Source organism: Nostoc piscinale CENA21, from assembly GCF_001298445.1.
Lineage (GTDB): Bacteria > Cyanobacteriota > Cyanobacteriia > Cyanobacteriales > Nostocaceae > Nostoc_B > Nostoc_B piscinale_A.
Map to the genome: position 1 here is coordinate 1685756 of NZ_CP012036.1, position 17049 is coordinate 1702804.

Genomic DNA, 17049 nt, shown 5'->3' on the forward strand with positions numbered 1-17049 from the left:
AGCAAAAGAGAGTTTTGGGGTAGTTGTAGTCATATTGCTGTTACTACCATTGTTAATTTTTACTAGGCTTTACCACTAATACAGAACAATTAGCTTCTTCTACTACTTGACTACTAACAGAACCCTGGACAATGCGCTTCATTCCTGTTAATCCGCGACTTCCAATAATAATTAAATCAGCTTTATAAATATTAGCTAGGCGAATAATTTCATCGGCAGGTTCGCCAGTGACTAGTTCTACGGCGCTGTGAATTGATATTTTTTCTTTGTAAGATTGCAGTTGTTTTTCTATTTGGAAATAAGACAATGCTGGAGATTCTGGATGAGGACGATCTGCGGGTAGTTCCATCTCTGAATCTGGAGTCGGAAATACATGACAAAGAACGACTTTAGTTTCGGGTGATAATACCAAATCATCCAAAACTTGAATTACACGTTCTGCAATATCCGAACCATCCAGAGCTACTAATATATTATTCAGCACTGCCCTTGTCTCCTCAAAAGTAGACCCCTGAAACTCTAGTTCTGACACCAATAATATTACTGATGGAAGCTCAGGTTTATCTTAATTTTATGTATGCTTGTCGATCGCCAATCGCTTTGCAGCAATACAGTTTAATTTTCTAGTGTGCAGCCCCAGGTTAGCTTTTACTAAAAGTAGCGGAAAAAATTAAGCATTGCCTATTACTCATCTTTTTGAATCCGCCGCCGGACTGAATCAGCGTGGGAAGGTAGGCCTTCTGCTGTTGCTAGTGCATCAATTGCGCCAGCCATTTTTTGCAGGGCTGTTGGGGAGTATTGAATAATACTAGAGTGTTTGAGAAAGGTTTCTACACTTAAAGCTGAAGCATAACGGGCTGCGCCAGACGTAGGTAAGGTATGGTTTGGCCCTGCTAAATAGTCACCAACAGCTTCTGGTGTGGAGTAACCTAAAAATATTGCCCCAGCATGGCGGATTTGTGGCAAAATTGCCCAAGGATCTTTGACTTCCAACTCCAAATGTTCCGGTGCAAATTCATTCGAGAGTTCTGTTGCGGCTGCTAAAGATTCTACCAGCACAATTAAGCCGTAGTGAGCGATCGCTTTTTCTGTATCGATTCGCCTAGGGTGATCAACTAATTGTCTTTCGACGGCGACTTGGACATTTTTCGCTAAAGCCGGATCTGTAGTTAATAAAATTGCTGCTGCCATTGGATCATGTTCGGCTTGGGCTAACATATCAGCAGCCACATGCACCGGATTGGCAAATTCATCGGCAATAATTAACACTTCGCTCGGCCCTGCCAGCATATCAATGCCCACAGTACCATAGACGAGTTTTTTGGCTAAGGTGACGTAAATATTGCCTGGCCCGGTAATGACATTAACCTTCGGAATTGTTTCTGTCCCATAAGCTAAAGCGGCGATCGCTTGCGCCCCACCAACTCGATAAATTTCTTGCACTCCTGTTTCTTGAGCCGCCACTAGCACGGCTGGGCTAATTACTTTCCCCGCTCCTGGCGGTGTCACCATCACAATTCGGGGTACACCAGCCACTTTTGCTGGAATCGCATTCATTAACACCGTACTGGGATAAGCCGCACGACCACCAGGAACATATATCCCGGCTCGGTCTACTGGAGTGTAGCGTTTGCCCAAGACTACATCATCTTCCCCAAAGTTTACCCAGCTTTTGGGGACACGTTGACGGTGAAATGCTTCAATTTGCCGAGCCGCTAACTGAATCGCTTGGAGCAATTCTTTAGAGACTTGCTGATACGCAGTATCTAATTCCGAACCCGTAACACGCAGTTCTTCCAGCTTCAAGGTTTGGTTGTCAAATTCAGCCGTGTAGTGCAGCACAGCTTTGTCGCCTTGGCGCTTCACTGTTTGCAACACTTCCCGCACCGTTGCTTCTTTATGAACCACTTGTTCGTCATGGGTGCGATCGCAGATACGTTGTAGTTCTGCTTTAACATCTGCCTGCTGAGTAATGATTCGCAGCATGGAGTAAGGAAAATGCCAAAATTTTAGATTATTCCCGCTTGAGAATTAGTCTGGCTCTTGACCCCCAAGAGGGATGAGTTTCGCTTTAATTCTCATCTCTAGCTTAACCTGGATTTTTTTGATACTCCCCAGGATGCCAGCACATGGGTGAGTTAATTTAGATGATCGAATTGCCTCAGTTTGACTTGCCTAGTGGGCTTCTGGATAGAAAGCAGGAGTTTAATTCTTCCTATCTTTCTTCTTATGCCTTACTTTCTGTGGTTTTCGTATGTCGATACATCCTGATTTGCCAATCCAAAAGTCAGTATAGGATCTGAGTATAGTGATTACTTATTTGATTATTTATTCAGGTACTTTATTCTAGCTCATTTCCAGGGTTCGGCACAGAAATTCAGTGACCGCTCACCCGAATTTCTCACGTATGGGTAGGGGGTGTGGGGAAAGAGGGAAGTCTGGGGAGTGAGGGGAGTGTGGGGGGAAAGATTTCTTCACCATCCTCCCACACCCCCCAAAGTACGGGAATCGCGCTGGTGCAGTGAGCAAGAACCCCACTTGCAATTGTGTATTGTTTGTTAACTTAAAATCAGAATCTAATTGCTCGGCATTATACCTAGCAAAATATAAATCTGACATCTTACAAAAAAACTTAAAGTAAATTTTTACAGGAGGCTGGTAGATGGCTGCAACCGACTTCAAAGATTATTATTCAGTTTTGGGAGTTAGTAAGACTGCCAGTCCAGAGGAAATTAAACAAGCTTTTCGGAAGTTAGCCCGAAAGTATCACCCCGATGTGAATCCCGGCAACAAGCAAGCAGAAGCCAACTTTAAAGAAGTAAACGAAGCTTACGAAGTTTTATCTGACCCAGATAAGCGCCAGAAATATGACCAATTTGGTCAATATTGGAAACAAGTCGGTCAAGGCTTCCCTGGCGGCGGTGCTGGCGTTGATATGGGTGGTTTCGACTTCAGCCAATACGGCAGTTTTGATGAGTTTATTAATGAGTTATTAGGCCGCTTTGGTGGTGCGCCTGGTTCTCGTGCGACTGGTGGTAGACAAAGCTACTCTTATCGCACTAGCACAGGTAGACCAGGAGGCGGTTTTGGCGGTTTTAACGATTTTGGTTTTCAAGATGCTGGTGCAGGTACAGCCCAAGATACGGAAGCCACAATTACTTTAACTTTTTTGGAAGCGTTTGCTGGTGTGCAGAAGCGATTTAATTTGGGTAGTGAAACATTAGATGTTCGCATTCCGGCTGGTGCTAAACCCGGTAGTCGTTTGCGGGTGCGGGGTAAAGGTCAATTTAACCCCATGACTCAACAACGGGGCGATTTATATTTAAAAGTGGAACTGCAACCTCATTCGTTCTTCCAAATTGAAGGTGATAATTTGGTCTGTGAAGTGCCAATTACCCCCGATGAAGCAACTTTAGGTGCTTCGATTGATGTACCTACACCTGATGGGAATGTGAATGTGAAATTGCCTGCGGGCGTGCGTTCTGGTCAATCTCTGCGTTTACGGGGCAAAGGCTGGCCTTTACCCAAAGGTGGACGTGGTGATCAATTGGTGAAAGTTGCGATCGCACCACCAAAAGACCTCAGCCCCCAAGAACGAGAATATTATGAAAAAATTCGGGCTATACGTACATATAATCCCCGCAGTCATTTAAACCAAGTTAAGTTGTAATTCTTCTGAGGCAGTAGGCAGGAGGCAGAAGGCAGGAGGGAAGAAGAGTTTAGCTTAGTTAATCTTTCGTAACATAGTTAGGTTTTTTCCCACCGACTTACTTAATCTAATGATATAAGTTCAACATGAGACACCCTCAAACTTTATGAGTAGGGTAACACTGTTAAGTGCTGAGTAAACATTTCTCCCTTATCGCCCTTGTCTGCCTTGTTTCCCTCTGCCTCCTGCCCCCTGCTAGTCTACCCGTTCTGACAAATATCTACCTTTAATTTCTTGATTGAAAAACTCACCAACAGAGTCAGCATCGTGTAAATCTTCCCAAGTTTCTGGCTCTACTTCCGCATATTGATAGACTGCACCGTTGTGAAACTCGACTTGTAAGATGCGATCGCTTTCACTATATCCCACTGCGATCGCCATTGATGAATTGACTGGTAGCATCGCAATGGGTTCTTCCAACACAGGCAAAGTGAGCGTTTCTGCCACAATCTCATTCAGGTGTTGCAAGCCTTCATAAGCTTGAACTGGTGCAGGAATTTCTAAAAATTCCAGTTCGTCACCTCTATCTAGTAATAATTGCAAGTATCCGTCAGAATGAGCAATCCCTACTAAACTGCTTAAGTCTATTTTCGATAGCTTCATTAACTTGGCGCTCCTGCTGGTATGGTTGTGGAGTGTAATATGTTTGTGTCTGTGCGATCGGCAAATTATATTAGTATTTTTGTACTATAAAACCCCTGAGTCGTCAAGTTTCCTCATAATCTCTTCTTAAAATCAGGACTTACGTATAGAGACTGGGTGTAGGGGTGTGGGGGTATAAGGGTGTAAAGGTTTTGGATACATACACCTTTATACCCCGGCACCCTTTCCTCCTCTGCTTTCTGCCTTCTACACCCCTAAACCCCTACACCCTTTCACCCCTATAGTTACATTCAGTCAGCAACGGTAACACCAAGGTAAAGCAAATCTCCCTAGGGCGTGATTCCACAAAGATAGAACCGCCCAAATGTTCTACCAGTTTTTTCACCAATGCCAACCCCAGACCAGTACCGCCAGATGTTAAATGTCCTATATTGGGGATACGGTAGAACTTGTCAAAAATGTGAGATAGTTCAGCTTCAGGAATTTCTACACCAGAATTAAGCACGCAAAGATGCAGGTGATTATTTTGATGGGAAGCAGTGATTGTAATAGTTTCTCCCGCCGGTGTGTACTTACAGGCATTTTTAACTAACTCGCGCAGGATGCGACTCAGGCTAGATATATCAGTAGTTAGTAATGGTAAATCAGGAGGTAATTGAATTTGCAAATTTTGGTGCTGTTGTTGAGATTGAATAATAAATACTTCTATTGTGTAGGGAATCCAATCACACAAGTTAATCGTTGTGAATTGTAAGGGATAAAATTCAGCATTTAAATACTGCAAATCCAGTAAATCTTGAATTAGTTGGAGTTCACCTTGGCACGATTCATGTAAAATTACCAAGTACTGCGATATCTTGGGATTATGGTGATTTAAACTCGTTAATTCTGTTTCTAGTAATTGGATAAATGATTGAATATTCGCTATGGGATTGCGTAATTCGTGAGAGATAGAACAGAGAAAATCATCCTTTAATTGATTGAGCTTTTGTAACTCTTCAACTTGTGCTTGAGCCGCCTGATACAGCCGAGCCTGACGGAGAGCAATCGCGCATTGATTGGCTAACTGTTTAACTAATCGAACTTCCAGTTCATCAAAGGCTTTGCCTGCTGATTTAAACAACCATAAACTTCCAAGAGTTTTTTGATTATCAAAAATTTGACATAATAAAATTGCATATTTTCGCTCAATTTCATCCTCACCATTGAGAAAGTACCAGCAAAATTGTGTGCTGTGTTTTTTCCGCATTGTTGTAGGAAATTCAACCCAACTCTTTATTTGCTTGATACAAGTAATTCCCCAGTCAGTCTCACTATCTTTGTTATATTCATAGGCAACAGCACAAGTTTTTAAATCATTAGTACAAATAGTGGCATAACAGCAATCTAGTTCCAAGCCAACTACCAACTCTGCCACTGCTGCTTGCCAAATCTGTGTTTCGTCTAAACTGTCACGAACTATATCTGTAATACGTTTTAATCTTTCTTCAAACTCTAGTGATCTTTGTAATTCCGCAGTCCGTTGGATGATTTGTTGTTCAAAACATCGATTAAGTTCTTGCAAATCTGCTTGTGCTTGTTGACGTTCTTGAATTTCTTGCTGTAAGTGTTTGTTTTGCGCCACTAGCATTTTTCGCTGCTCATAAATAATCAGTTGGTTCTGTACTCGTGCTAATACTTCCGACTCTTGAAAAGGTTTAGTAATATAATCTACACCACCTAGTTCAAAGGCTTTAATTTTATCTGTAATTTGGTCTAGCGCACTAATAAAAATTATGGGAATATTAGCAGTTTTTTCTTGCAGTTTTAATTGTTGGCAGACTTCATAACCATTGATTTCTGGCATGTTAATATCCAGTAAAATCAAATCAGGTGGTTCTATCTGGGCAGCCTGAATTGCCATTTTACCACTAACAGTTTTTTTAACCTTAAACCCGTGAGATTCTAGAATTTTCGCTAGTAAACGTAAATTATCTGGTGTATCATCAATTAACAAAATCAAAGCGGAATCAATCGTCAATCTAGATAAAGACATAATTTATTGTTTTAACTTTACTCAATTATGAATTAATAATGTTGATTAATTTGAGATATCTTTTAACAAGTTAATAATTGTTTCTAAATGAAAGTTATCAACTAAATCTTTTAAAGTCTCTGCAAGTTGATACTGACTGGCTGGAATTTCTTGGAAAAGTTGATAAAGTTTTTCATCATCAATCATTAATGCAGCTTCATAAACTTGAGCAAGCCAACTTGCTGGCATATCTGCCAAATCAGATGGTGTTAGTTTTTGTGATTGATGTTTAGATTCTGGCAATTTTTGTTGATGATTTTCAGCATAAACATAACGCACACCAAGATACTGTGCCATTTTCTCCAACAGAACAGTTTCTTCAAAAGGTTTAGCCACAAAATCATCACAACCTATTTGTAAAATAATTTCTCTGTCTTCGGCAAAAGCACTGGCAGTCAACGCAATAATTGCTAAAACTTTATTTTGAGTATGAGCGCGAATTTGCTTAGTTGCTTCATAACCATTCATCACAGGCATTTGTATATCCATCAAAATTAGATGGGGTTGCCAAGCTTTGCAGATATCAACAGCCATCAGACCATTCTCTGCTGCACAGACTTCAAAACCGACAGATTTCAGCAGTTTCACCATTAACTGCCGATTTTCTAAAACATCCTCAACAATTAAAATTCTGTATCTAGGTTGACCAGGTTCTAAACTAATAACTCGCCTAGTAATTTGTGTAACAGGTAAAACATCGACTTTTTTGGCGATAGTCATCTGCACGCTACAAGTAAAAGTTGCACCTTGACCTAAGATACTCTGAGCGCGAACATCGCCCCCCATTAATCTGGCAAACTGGCGGCTAATGGCTAGTCCCAGGCCTGTACCTTGCATAAATTGTCTTCCACCTTTAGCCTGTGCAAATGCTTCAAAAATTAACTCTAAATCTTCAGTCGCAATTCCAGGGCCAGTATCTTCTACCACAAATTCTAAAGTTACTTTGCCTGATTGTTTGGCAGATTCAGCATAGGAAACTCGCAGCGCCACATAGCCAACCACTGTAAATTTAATGGCATTGCCCAGCAAGTTAATTAATATTTGTCGCAGTTTACCTTCATCACCATAGACATATTGATTTACCTCTGGACTAAACTCAGTAATGATATTTATTCCCTTATCAGAAGCTTTGAGGGCAAACATTTCTTGAATGGAGAAAATTAACCGAAACAAGTCGAAGTAACTTTCATTTAAAGTGAGTTGCCCAGCTTCAATTTTTGACATTTCTAAAACATCATTAATTAAAGCCAATAAATGTTCACCACTACGACTAATAATGTCTAAATGTTCTTGATCATTTTGCGATAAAGAACTATTACGAGTCATAATTTGGGTGAAACCTAAGATAGCATTGAGTGGTGTACGTAATTCATGACTCATCTTGGCTAAGAACTGACTTTTAGCACGGTTAGCAATTTCTGCTTGTTCGGCTGCTTGCTGAAGCGCCACATGAGAAAATTCTAAAGCTGCTAACATCAAGTTATTTTTCATCTCCTGTGCAACTTCAATTTCAAATGCTTGCCAGGGATAGGATTTATCTTTTACTGTTTGTTTCCACAGTTCAAATGATTTGCGGGGAGTCAGACGTAAACTATTATCAGCAGCTATAGAAATTGATGTCTGTGGATTTCCTGCCCAATTCACAGTTTGGACTTGCTCTGGTCGTAACCAAATAATATGATAAGACCTTTGATTTAAAAAAATTGAAATGGCAAGAATGCCACTAACTTTATCTTTAAATTTTCTAGCAGGGGGGTAGATTTGTGGTAAGGAGTCAGTATAAAAAATTTCTTGGCGGTTTTGTTCAGAAAGCCAATTTATTAGCTTTCTCATATCGCTGTCTGAGGGAGTTTGACCAATTAAAGTTAATTGTTCTTCTAATAAGATAGCAACACCTTGAGCTTGCACTAAGTTTAATAAATTAGATTCGTTGCGTTTAAAGACATTACCAATATAGTCTAATTCATTAGATAAAGCTTGTCTGAGTTGTTCTTGAATTGTTTTAACTTGTTGCCGATAAAAGTTTAGTTCAATTTCTTGCTGATTGAGTAATTGAATTGAAGCAAACTGACCAATAAATTCACAGATTTTGCGAATTTCATAATCAACATTTTTAGGTGTATAATGGTGACAAGCAATCATCCCCCAAAGCCGATTTTGATTGACAAGGGAGATACACAAAGTTGCGGTTACACCCATGTTATGCAAGTATTCTAGATGCCAGGGTGAAACGCTTCTTAAGGTTACTGTGCTTAAGTCTAAGAGTGGATGAGATGGAGTTAATTTAACTGGCTGATAATTGATATTGGGAATCAGGCGTAAACATTTTTCGTAGTAAAGTTGTCTGGCTTGGGCGGGAATATCTGAAGCAGGATAATGTAGGTCTAAATAACTTTCGAGATGACTTGGTTTATCTTCTGCAATCACCACTCCACTATAGTCTGCTTCTAATCTATAGAGCATTACTCGATCAAATTGTGTAATTTTTCGGACTTCTTTGACAATAATTTGAAATAGTTCTAAGGAATTTCTAGCAGTGGTTAGTTGAGAAACTGTTTGTTCTAAAAGATGACAATATCCCAGAAATGGACTACTTTTTGTATATGAACGCGGTTCTAATTCTAAGATGAAAACATTTTGCGATCGCTGTATAGTTCCGAGAAACAATTTCTGCGTGATTTCTCCAGAAAATTGGTGTATTTCAGATTTTAATTCAAACAAATAGACAAACGGCAATATCTCTTGTTGAAGAGAATCAATAATTAACTGGATTTGCTCTGAACCAAAGAGAAATGTTAAATTATGTCCAATTAAATCAGTAGCGGGAATCCCAAAAAATTCACTTGTATTTTTACTAGCTTGCAGAATCTTGAGTTGGGGTAATTCTAAAGCTAACAGGACACCAAATGGTTGAATATAACCAGGAATATTAATTGGTTCCTGATCACAATCAATGATAGTAATCGGAGCTGAATCAGTCATTTTGAAATTGAAATATTTTATTTTTTTGCAAAAATTCGATTTTAAAAAAAAGGCATTTGATTAAAATTTAGTGTTAATTGACACTGTAGTTAGCCAGAGGCTACATTCCGAGCTACAACAACTTATCTATCTTGCTGGTAGTAAAATTTACCTGCTTCGTAAGTTGATAATGATCTATTTTCATACTAACTAAGAAAGAATTTTGCTGTTCAGTGAAAAATTGTATGATTAAATTAACTATTTTGACATAAAATATTTATCCCAAAAATATTTTAGTGACAAAACTTTGGTAATTGGATCGCTCCTGCAATGCCAATAATAAAAGAGCGCATATCTATATGTATATGCGCTCTACGAGGAGATAAAATTGGCAGTAAAGAGGAATTTATTCGTAAATTACAAACCCAGCCGCAGGTACAGTAATTTTCACAGCTTTACCATTCCTGGCTGCAATTTTCACCGTTTGGCCGACTTGTTGTTTATCGGTGGAGTAAATGCAAGTCAGGAAATCACCTTCTTTGTGTAACTCGTTATCAATCGTCACCCAAGCTTCACGAGGTTGATAATAGTCGGTATTGATAGCCGCGACTATTTCTTGGTCACTGAGAATACGAGACCAAGGGACAACAGAACGAATTTCGTTACCAATGATTTGGGGTAAACCAAAGTTTACACCATCACCAGAAATAGGGCGGAGATATTGACGACCACGACTTAAAGCTTTTTTCTGGCTTCTAATTTGGAGAATTTGGGAGATTTCTTGATAGATGTAATTGTTTTCATTAAAGAAGTGAACGCCTCTAGTACCAAATGCACCGAACTCACCGCCAAACATGGACTCGCGCAAATAGCGATCGCTATCTCCATGTCCATCAAAACCTTGTTCTGTACCATAATAAATACAAGGGATACCCAGCGTTAAAGCGTTGAGTGCTAAAGCATTGAGTACTACTTTTGTAGCGTCTTTATCTGCACAGAATCTTGCTTTGTTTTGTCCTTTACGTACTTGGTCATGGTCGTCGAACATCGTCACGACCTTATCTCTAAACCAAACGTGAGATTCTTTTTGTACCAGTAAAGAATTACGGAACAAACTAAAGTAATCTCTAGGGTTACGATATCCTTTGACTAAATATTCCAGTTTGTCAGGAATCTCATCAACACCTAAAGCAGCATCTAAACCTGTCTCCTCTAAAGTTTCAAATGCTCTTTGTCTTCCGCCAGTAATTTCCCCAAGTAAAAAGAATCTTTCTTTACCAATGCTTTGAGCAAACTCATGAATCATCGAAGCAAAAATGCGCGTTGCACCTTTATCCATGTGTTTGACAGTATCAATGCGGAAACCATCAATATCTGCGTAGGCTATCCAATATTTATAAACCTGGGCCAGATATTTTAGAGCCGGAGATGGGACATAATCATCCAGTCCACCAAAGCCATGACGAATATCTTTTAAATCCTCAAAATCTCCTTCTAAAAATTCTGGATAACCATCCCAATTTCTAATGCGTCCTTTTTGGGTATATAAAGATGGATCTTGCAATTCTACAGGCCAAATTGCGTCATTTTCTTGCGGCCAAGTTGCGGGTTTGTTGGGGTCTGTTTTGCGAAATGGGATGCTAGGTTTACCTGTCGCATCATTAAAACCTTTGACTTGATAGGGTGTGCCGTTGTAATCAACAGTACCAGCTTCGTAACTAAAAATATTACCAGAATGGTTGAGGATAATATCTAAAATTACATAGATACCATTGGCATGAGCAGTTTGCACTAACTCTTGCAAATCTTCACCGCTACCGAATCTAGGGTTGATTTCTAAGAAATCTTGAATACCGTAACCGTGATATGTTTCTTGAAAAGATACCTGTTTAAAAATTGGACTAATCCAAATTGCAGATACGCCCAAACGCTTCAAGTATCCAATCTTACTAGTTAGTCCTTTAAGATTGCCACCAACGTATTTTACACCCGCTTCTCGCCAACGTTCTGCGCCTTCTGGTGTGCGAGTGGCATTATTTTGATCACCATCAAATAAGGGATTTACACCATTAGAGACAATATTTCCTGAATTATCTTTATATTCCTTCTCCTTACCATCAGAAAATCGGTCGAGCATCATAAAATAAAACACTTGGTCTTCCCAAGCATTGGGAGATGGATAAAATGTTTTATTGGTGGTATAAGAAGCTAAATTTAGTTGCGATAGTTGTTTGATTGTCATTTCCGTATTCTCAGATTAATGACTGAAATAATTGCTGTGTGGATACGGAAAGCTACAAAACTAAATTTTTTAATTCCGGATAACTTGTCAGTTTAACAATGCACTGATTATCCGATTCAACCATTGTTTTTCCCAGAATGAAACAGCCCTGCCCTTAAAAAGGGGATACTCAAGCGGATCAAGAAGTGCTGCCAATCACTTTTCAAACAACCTCGGAGACATCAGGGATCTAGCTGCTGAAAACTTGACTATCCACAGACTGCCAATAAAAAGCCCCCGGTGTTTACCAGGGGTATCTATCTCTATCAGCATCAACCTATTCCTACATCAAAGAGAATCGCACTTATCAGAGTTAATTGCATCCGCATTTATGCAAAAATTACATAAAATAAATTACATTTTTGCATAAATATCTCAGGGTATAGGCTGTAAAGGTTTTTCAAACCTATACCCTGGCTCAAGAAGTAGGGGAAAAAGGGGCAGAGAGCAGGGAGAAGCAAGCTCCTTCCCTCCTGCTGTGGAGCGAAGCGGAACTCATGTATCAAGCCCCGTCCTTCTAAGACGCTCGATTTGGGGCGGAGTAAAAGCACTGTCACAGTCTCTCCCCAGCCTCCGGCAGTGCTTAATACTTCTAAATCTTTGATTTTTCATCTTAAAGAAAAAGGCTTAACGTCTTGTTAAGCCTTAAAATGTCCTAGTGCTTAAGCAGACATCCGTGATTAATGTAGAAATATTAGCTTGACAGTTCATCTCTCTAAAGGAAGTCATTTGGACTTGGAGAAAAAACTTGAGAAAAACGGCACATCGCGTTAAGCTTCCTTAGCGTAACTGCACGCTGTGACATCAGGCGATGACAAATCAAAACTCCCACGAAATTCCCCCTTGTACTTGGAATCGTCCCATCGGTTTAGGCTGGGATAAACCTTATACCGTCCGCTACGCCAGTAATATTGATGATGGCCCTTGGCATGGAATGCCTTTGGGTGGTTTTGGTGCGGGTTGCATTGGGCGTTCTTCGAGGGGAGATTTTAACCTGTGGCACATCGATGGCGGTGAACATATCTTTAAAAATGTGCCGGCTTGTCAATTCAGTGTGTTTGAGTCTAATGGCACATCTTCTCAAGTTTATGCTTTATCTACTCAATCACCGGAAGATGGTAGTCTCCAGGCTTGGCAATGGTATCCAGCCAGTAGTGAGTCAGCTTTCACAGGAACATATCATGCTTTATACCCGCGTAGTTGGTTTGTGTATGAAAATGTCTTTCAAGCACAATTAACTTGTGAGCAGTTTTCGCCAATTTGGGCAAATAATTATCAAGAAACTAGCTATCCGATGGCGGTGTTTGTTTGGCAGGCGCATAACCCCAGTAATGCACCAATTACTCTCAGCATTATGTTGACTTGGCAAAATATGGTGGGCTGGTTTACTAATGCGTTGAAGTCGCCAGAAGTCAAGATTCGTGATGATGGTAGCCCAGTTTATGAGTATCAGCGCGCTGGGGTGAAAGTCAGGGCAATTACAATCAGGTAGTAGAAAATTTGCAATACTTTGGTTGTTTTTTAGGAAGGGTGGGAATTACTGAACCTGTACAGGAAGGTGACGGGAGTTGGTGTATTGCGACGGTGAAACATCCGCAAGTGGAAGTTTTTCACCACAGCAAATGGCATCCTGGAGGTACAGGTGAGGAGGTATGGCAAAGTTTTGCTAGTGATGGTTCTTTGCCTAATTATCTGGATGCAAATCCAGCCGTAGAAAATCAACAGTTAGGAAGTGCGATCGCACTTCGCTTCACTCTCCAACCAGGGGAAACTTTAGAAATTCCTTTTGTGTTGGCTTGGGATTTGCCTGTAACAGAATTTGCTGCGGGAGTAAATTATTACCGCAGATATACAGATTTTTTTGGGAAAAGTGGTGATAATGCTTGGAAAATTGCGACTACTGCTTTAGACAATTATCAAACATGGCGATCGCAAATTCAGAGTTGGCAAGCCCCAATTCTCCAGCGAGAAGATTTGCCAGATTGGTTCAAAATGGCGTTATTTAACGAATTATACGACTTAACTAGTGGTGGAACTCTCTGGAGTGCAGCTTCAGAACTCGACCCTATCGGCCAATTTGCTGTACTGGAATGTTTAGATTACCGTTGGTATGAAAGTTTAGATGTGCGGTTATACGGTTCCTTTGGGTTGCTGTTGCTGTTCCCAGAACTAGAAAAGTCGGTGATGCGGGCTTTTGCTAGGGCAATTCCCCAAAGTGATGACCATCAACGGATTATTGGTTACTACTATACCATTGGTGCAGATACAACGACTGCCCCCCGTAAAGTCGCAGGTGCAACACCCCACGATTTAGGCGCACCCAATGAACACGTCTGGGAAAAGACAAATTACACCTGTTATCAAGACTGTAATTTATGGAAAGATTTAGGCTCTGATTTTGTTTTGCAAGTTTACCGTGATTATTTGTTGACTGGTGCTAATGATGTCGAGTTTTTGGCAGATTGTTGGGATGCAATTGTCCAAACTCTCGATTATCTGAAAACTTTCGACAAAGATGGCGATGGTATTCCAGAGAATTCTGGCGCACCAGACCAAACCTTTGATGATTGGCGGTTACAGGGTGTGAGTGCTTATTGTGGCGGGTTGTGGTTGGCGGCGTTGGAAGCAGCGATCGCAATTAGTGATATTTTAATCACGAACCAAAAAGTAGTAGAGAGCGCAGAGAAACAGAAGTCTATCTATGAAGGTTGGTTAGCGCAATCTCGTCCTATCTATGAGGAAAAGTTGTGGAATGGACAATATTATCGGTTAGATAGTGGTAGTGGTTCTGCTGTGGTGATGGCAGATCAATTATGTGGGCAATTTTATGCCAGATTACTAGAACTGCCAGATATTGTACCGAGCGATCGCGCCCTTTCTGCTCTCAAAACTGTTTATGATGCTTGTTTCTTGAAGTTCCAAAACGGTGAATTTGGTGCGGCGAATGGTGTGCTTCCCGATGGTTCCCCAGAAAACCCCAAAGCCACCCATCCTTTAGAAGTGTGGACAGGAATCAATTTTGGACTAGCGGCGTTTCTGGTACAAATGGGAATGCAGGATGAAGCTTTGCGGCTAACAAAAGCTGTAGTGCAGCAAGTTTACAACAACGGCTTGCAATTCCGCACACCAGAAGCTATCACCGCCGCCGGAACTTTCCGCGCGAGTACTTATCTCCGCGCGATGGCGATTTGGGGTATTTATTTAGTGATGAGTAAATAGTAAATAAGATTTAGATTTGTTCTGAAGCTGAAGCTTGGAGTTAAGAAAAAGTCACTCCGAGCTTTTTGCTTAAATATGCTTAGTTGATTGTTGCAATGCAGTGACGATATTAGCTTTTTTATTAAAAAAATACCTGCAAATAAAAATAAAGTCTCATTATTTTTTACATAAATATAATTATTTTTAATGTTTGTTATCAGTTATTTATATCTTTTCAAAGTTTTATTGAGTTATTTAGGTTGTATTCTAAAAATCAATGTCATAATTCCATGACATTAAGCTTACTCTCTAAAATGGCATAAATATTTAATATGATTTATTTTCTAATAGTTGTTTTTTCTAAAGCAAATTAATATAGAGTTTCCTAATCTGCTGAGGTACTTAATACATTTTTTTTACTTCTCATAATCAATCATGAAAAGCTTTTTACCAAAAAGACAAATCAATTACATATATACCAAAAAGTTTCACTATAAATTACATAGTTATTGGTTCAAGATTCGCGCAAGTAAACGCTCAGTTAATTTAGATATTCCTCATCATAAACATATTTTTTGGAGTTGGTGCGGTAGTTTTTTTGGCATAGCTTTAGCAGCTTACCTTTCTGTCAAAACCAATTCTCCTTTACTAATCGCTCCTTTTGGTGCCACTAGCGTTTTGATTTTTGGTGTACCTGATAGTCCCTTGGCTCAACCTCGTAATGTAATTGGTGGTAATTGTTTGGCTGCTATAGTCAGCCTTATTGTTTTGCATCTTTTTGGTTCAGAACCTTGGGCAATGGGAATGGCAGTTGCTACTGCTATTGGAATCATGCAATTAACTGCAACTTTGCATCCACCTTCTGGTGCAGTTGCATTAGTTGTAATGATGACTAAAGCTCCTTGGGAATTTCTTGTAACTCCTGTAATAGAAGGTTCTATTATCCTTGTATTGTGTGCTGTGATTTTTAATAATCTAGCCAAGGAGAGGAGTTATCCAAAATACTGGTTATAAAACAAAAAAAGACACGAAATTTCGTGTCTCTATGTAAAATTTTATTTGCTAAATTATTTAAGTTTCCAGCACTTCTCGCAATAAAGAAGCCAATTTATCCGCACTATCAGGAACTGCGATCGCTTTAGCATTTTCCCCCATTTTGGTTAACTCGGCGGGATTTTGCAATAACTCTAAAACTTGAGTTTGCAATTTTTCGGCGGTTAACTCCGATTGTTTGTCAGTAATTGCTGCGCCAGCTTTGGTAAATACCTCGGCGTTATAAGATTGATGATCTTCCGCCGCAAAGGGGTAAGGAATCAAAATTGCGGGTGTGCCGCACACTGCTAATTCTGTTAAGCTACCAGCACCAGAACGACTAATTGCTAAAGTTGCGCGTCGCAACAGCGCCGCCATATTGTCATAAAAAGGTAACTCTATATATTGCGGATGTTTAAAAAATTCCGGCATCGGGATCGCGATCGCCTGTTAAATGCACAATATAAGCACCCTTATCCAACCAAGCACTCGCAGCTTGACGGACAAATTTATTTACAGCCACTGCGCCTTGACTACCGCCAAACACCACAATTAACGGCACATTCTCCGGGATATTTAAATCTAGCGGGGGAACTTCTGCGGCTAAAAATTGCGATCGCACTGGTGTACCAACACAAACATTTTTCGCTTTGGGTAAATACTTAGCAGCCGCTTCAAACCCCAGCGCCATTGCATTGCACCAAGGGCCAAAAAACCTTGTTACTTTTCCTGGTAAAGCGTTAGATTCGTGAAAAACTACAGGTAAACCCAAAGAACGCGCCGCAATTACCGCAGGCCCCGCAATATAACCGCCTGTAGTAAACACCCCTTGAAATTTCCCCTGTTTGAGAATTCGTCGAACTTCTATAATCGAACCAGTGAGTTTGCCTAAAATCTTTAGAGATGCAAGTCCGAACCCTTGCTGGAACCCTTCAACTTCAATAATATTCAAGGGATACTGTTTGGGAACAAGTTGCGTTTCTAGTCGATTCGGCACACCCAACCATTCAATTTCATAGTTTGGCAGTTTTTCTGCCAGTGCGATCGCCGGAAACAAATGTCCACCAGTCCCACTGGCAGCTATGAGTAATCTTATCGGTGCGTTTGTCATCAAACCTCTACCGTTTAGCGCCTAGCTTAACTAAGATAAAACAATTTCCCGACCTTCATGAATAAAATCAGTAAACTGTT

General features: G+C 40.2%; 8 protein-coding genes and 2 pseudogenes. 3 read left to right on the forward strand and 7 right to left on the reverse strand.

Annotation, left to right across the window (positions count from 1 at the left end; translation table 11 throughout):
- Positions 1-52: 52 nt before the first annotated feature.
- A complete protein-coding gene (locus ACX27_RS07440; RefSeq protein ID WP_062290373.1) occupies positions 53-484 on the reverse strand; it encodes a universal stress protein in 432 nt (143 codons plus the stop codon).
- 200 nt (positions 485-684) lie between these two features.
- Entirely contained in the window at positions 685-1986 is a 1302-nt protein-coding gene (gene hisD / locus ACX27_RS07445; protein WP_062290376.1) for a histidinol dehydrogenase, read from the reverse strand.
- A 676-nt stretch (positions 1987-2662) separates the two neighbouring features.
- On the opposite strand from hisD, the gene ACX27_RS07450 reads away from it, so the two are divergent.
- Entirely contained in the window at positions 2663-3670 is a 1008-nt protein-coding gene (locus ACX27_RS07450) for a DnaJ C-terminal domain-containing protein (protein ID WP_062290379.1), read from the forward strand.
- A 234-nt stretch (positions 3671-3904) separates the two neighbouring features.
- On the opposite strand, the gene ACX27_RS07455 is transcribed toward ACX27_RS07450, so the two are convergent.
- From ACX27_RS07455 to ACX27_RS07470, 4 genes are all read right to left on the reverse strand, one after another.
- A complete protein-coding gene (locus ACX27_RS07455) occupies positions 3905-4312 on the reverse strand; it encodes a KTSC domain-containing protein (RefSeq protein WP_062290382.1) in 408 nt (135 codons plus the stop codon).
- A 262-nt stretch (positions 4313-4574) separates the two neighbouring features.
- Complete coding sequence (locus ACX27_RS07460; RefSeq protein WP_062290385.1) at positions 4575-6347, reverse strand: hybrid sensor histidine kinase/response regulator; 1773 nt, start codon at positions 6345-6347, stop codon at positions 4575-4577.
- A gap of 45 nt (positions 6348-6392) precedes the next feature.
- Positions 6393-9368, reverse strand: coding sequence for a response regulator (locus ACX27_RS07465; RefSeq protein ID WP_062290388.1), 2976 nt, complete (start codon positions 9366-9368; stop codon positions 6393-6395).
- Positions 9369-9753: 385 nt separating this feature from the next.
- Positions 9754-11589 carry an alpha-amylase family glycosyl hydrolase gene (locus ACX27_RS07470; protein ID WP_062290391.1) on the reverse strand — a complete coding sequence of 612 codons (1836 nt, stop codon included), beginning with the start codon at positions 11587-11589 and terminating at the stop codon, positions 9754-9756.
- Positions 11590-12439: 850 nt separating this feature from the next.
- On the opposite strand from ACX27_RS07470, the pseudogene ACX27_RS07475 reads away from it, so the two are divergent.
- Both ACX27_RS07475 and ACX27_RS07480 read left to right on the forward strand, forming a co-directional pair.
- A pseudogene (locus ACX27_RS07475) lies at positions 12440-14847 on the forward strand (GH116 family glycosyl hydrolase).
- A 414-nt stretch (positions 14848-15261) separates the two neighbouring features.
- Complete coding sequence (locus ACX27_RS07480; RefSeq protein WP_062290393.1) at positions 15262-15840, forward strand: HPP family protein; 579 nt, start codon at positions 15262-15264, stop codon at positions 15838-15840.
- Between the two features lie 57 nt (positions 15841-15897).
- Here ACX27_RS07480 and murG read toward each other — a convergent pair.
- A pseudogene (murG, locus tag ACX27_RS07485) lies at positions 15898-16969 on the reverse strand (undecaprenyldiphospho-muramoylpentapeptide beta-N-acetylglucosaminyltransferase).
- Positions 16970-17049: the final 80 nt, after the last annotated feature.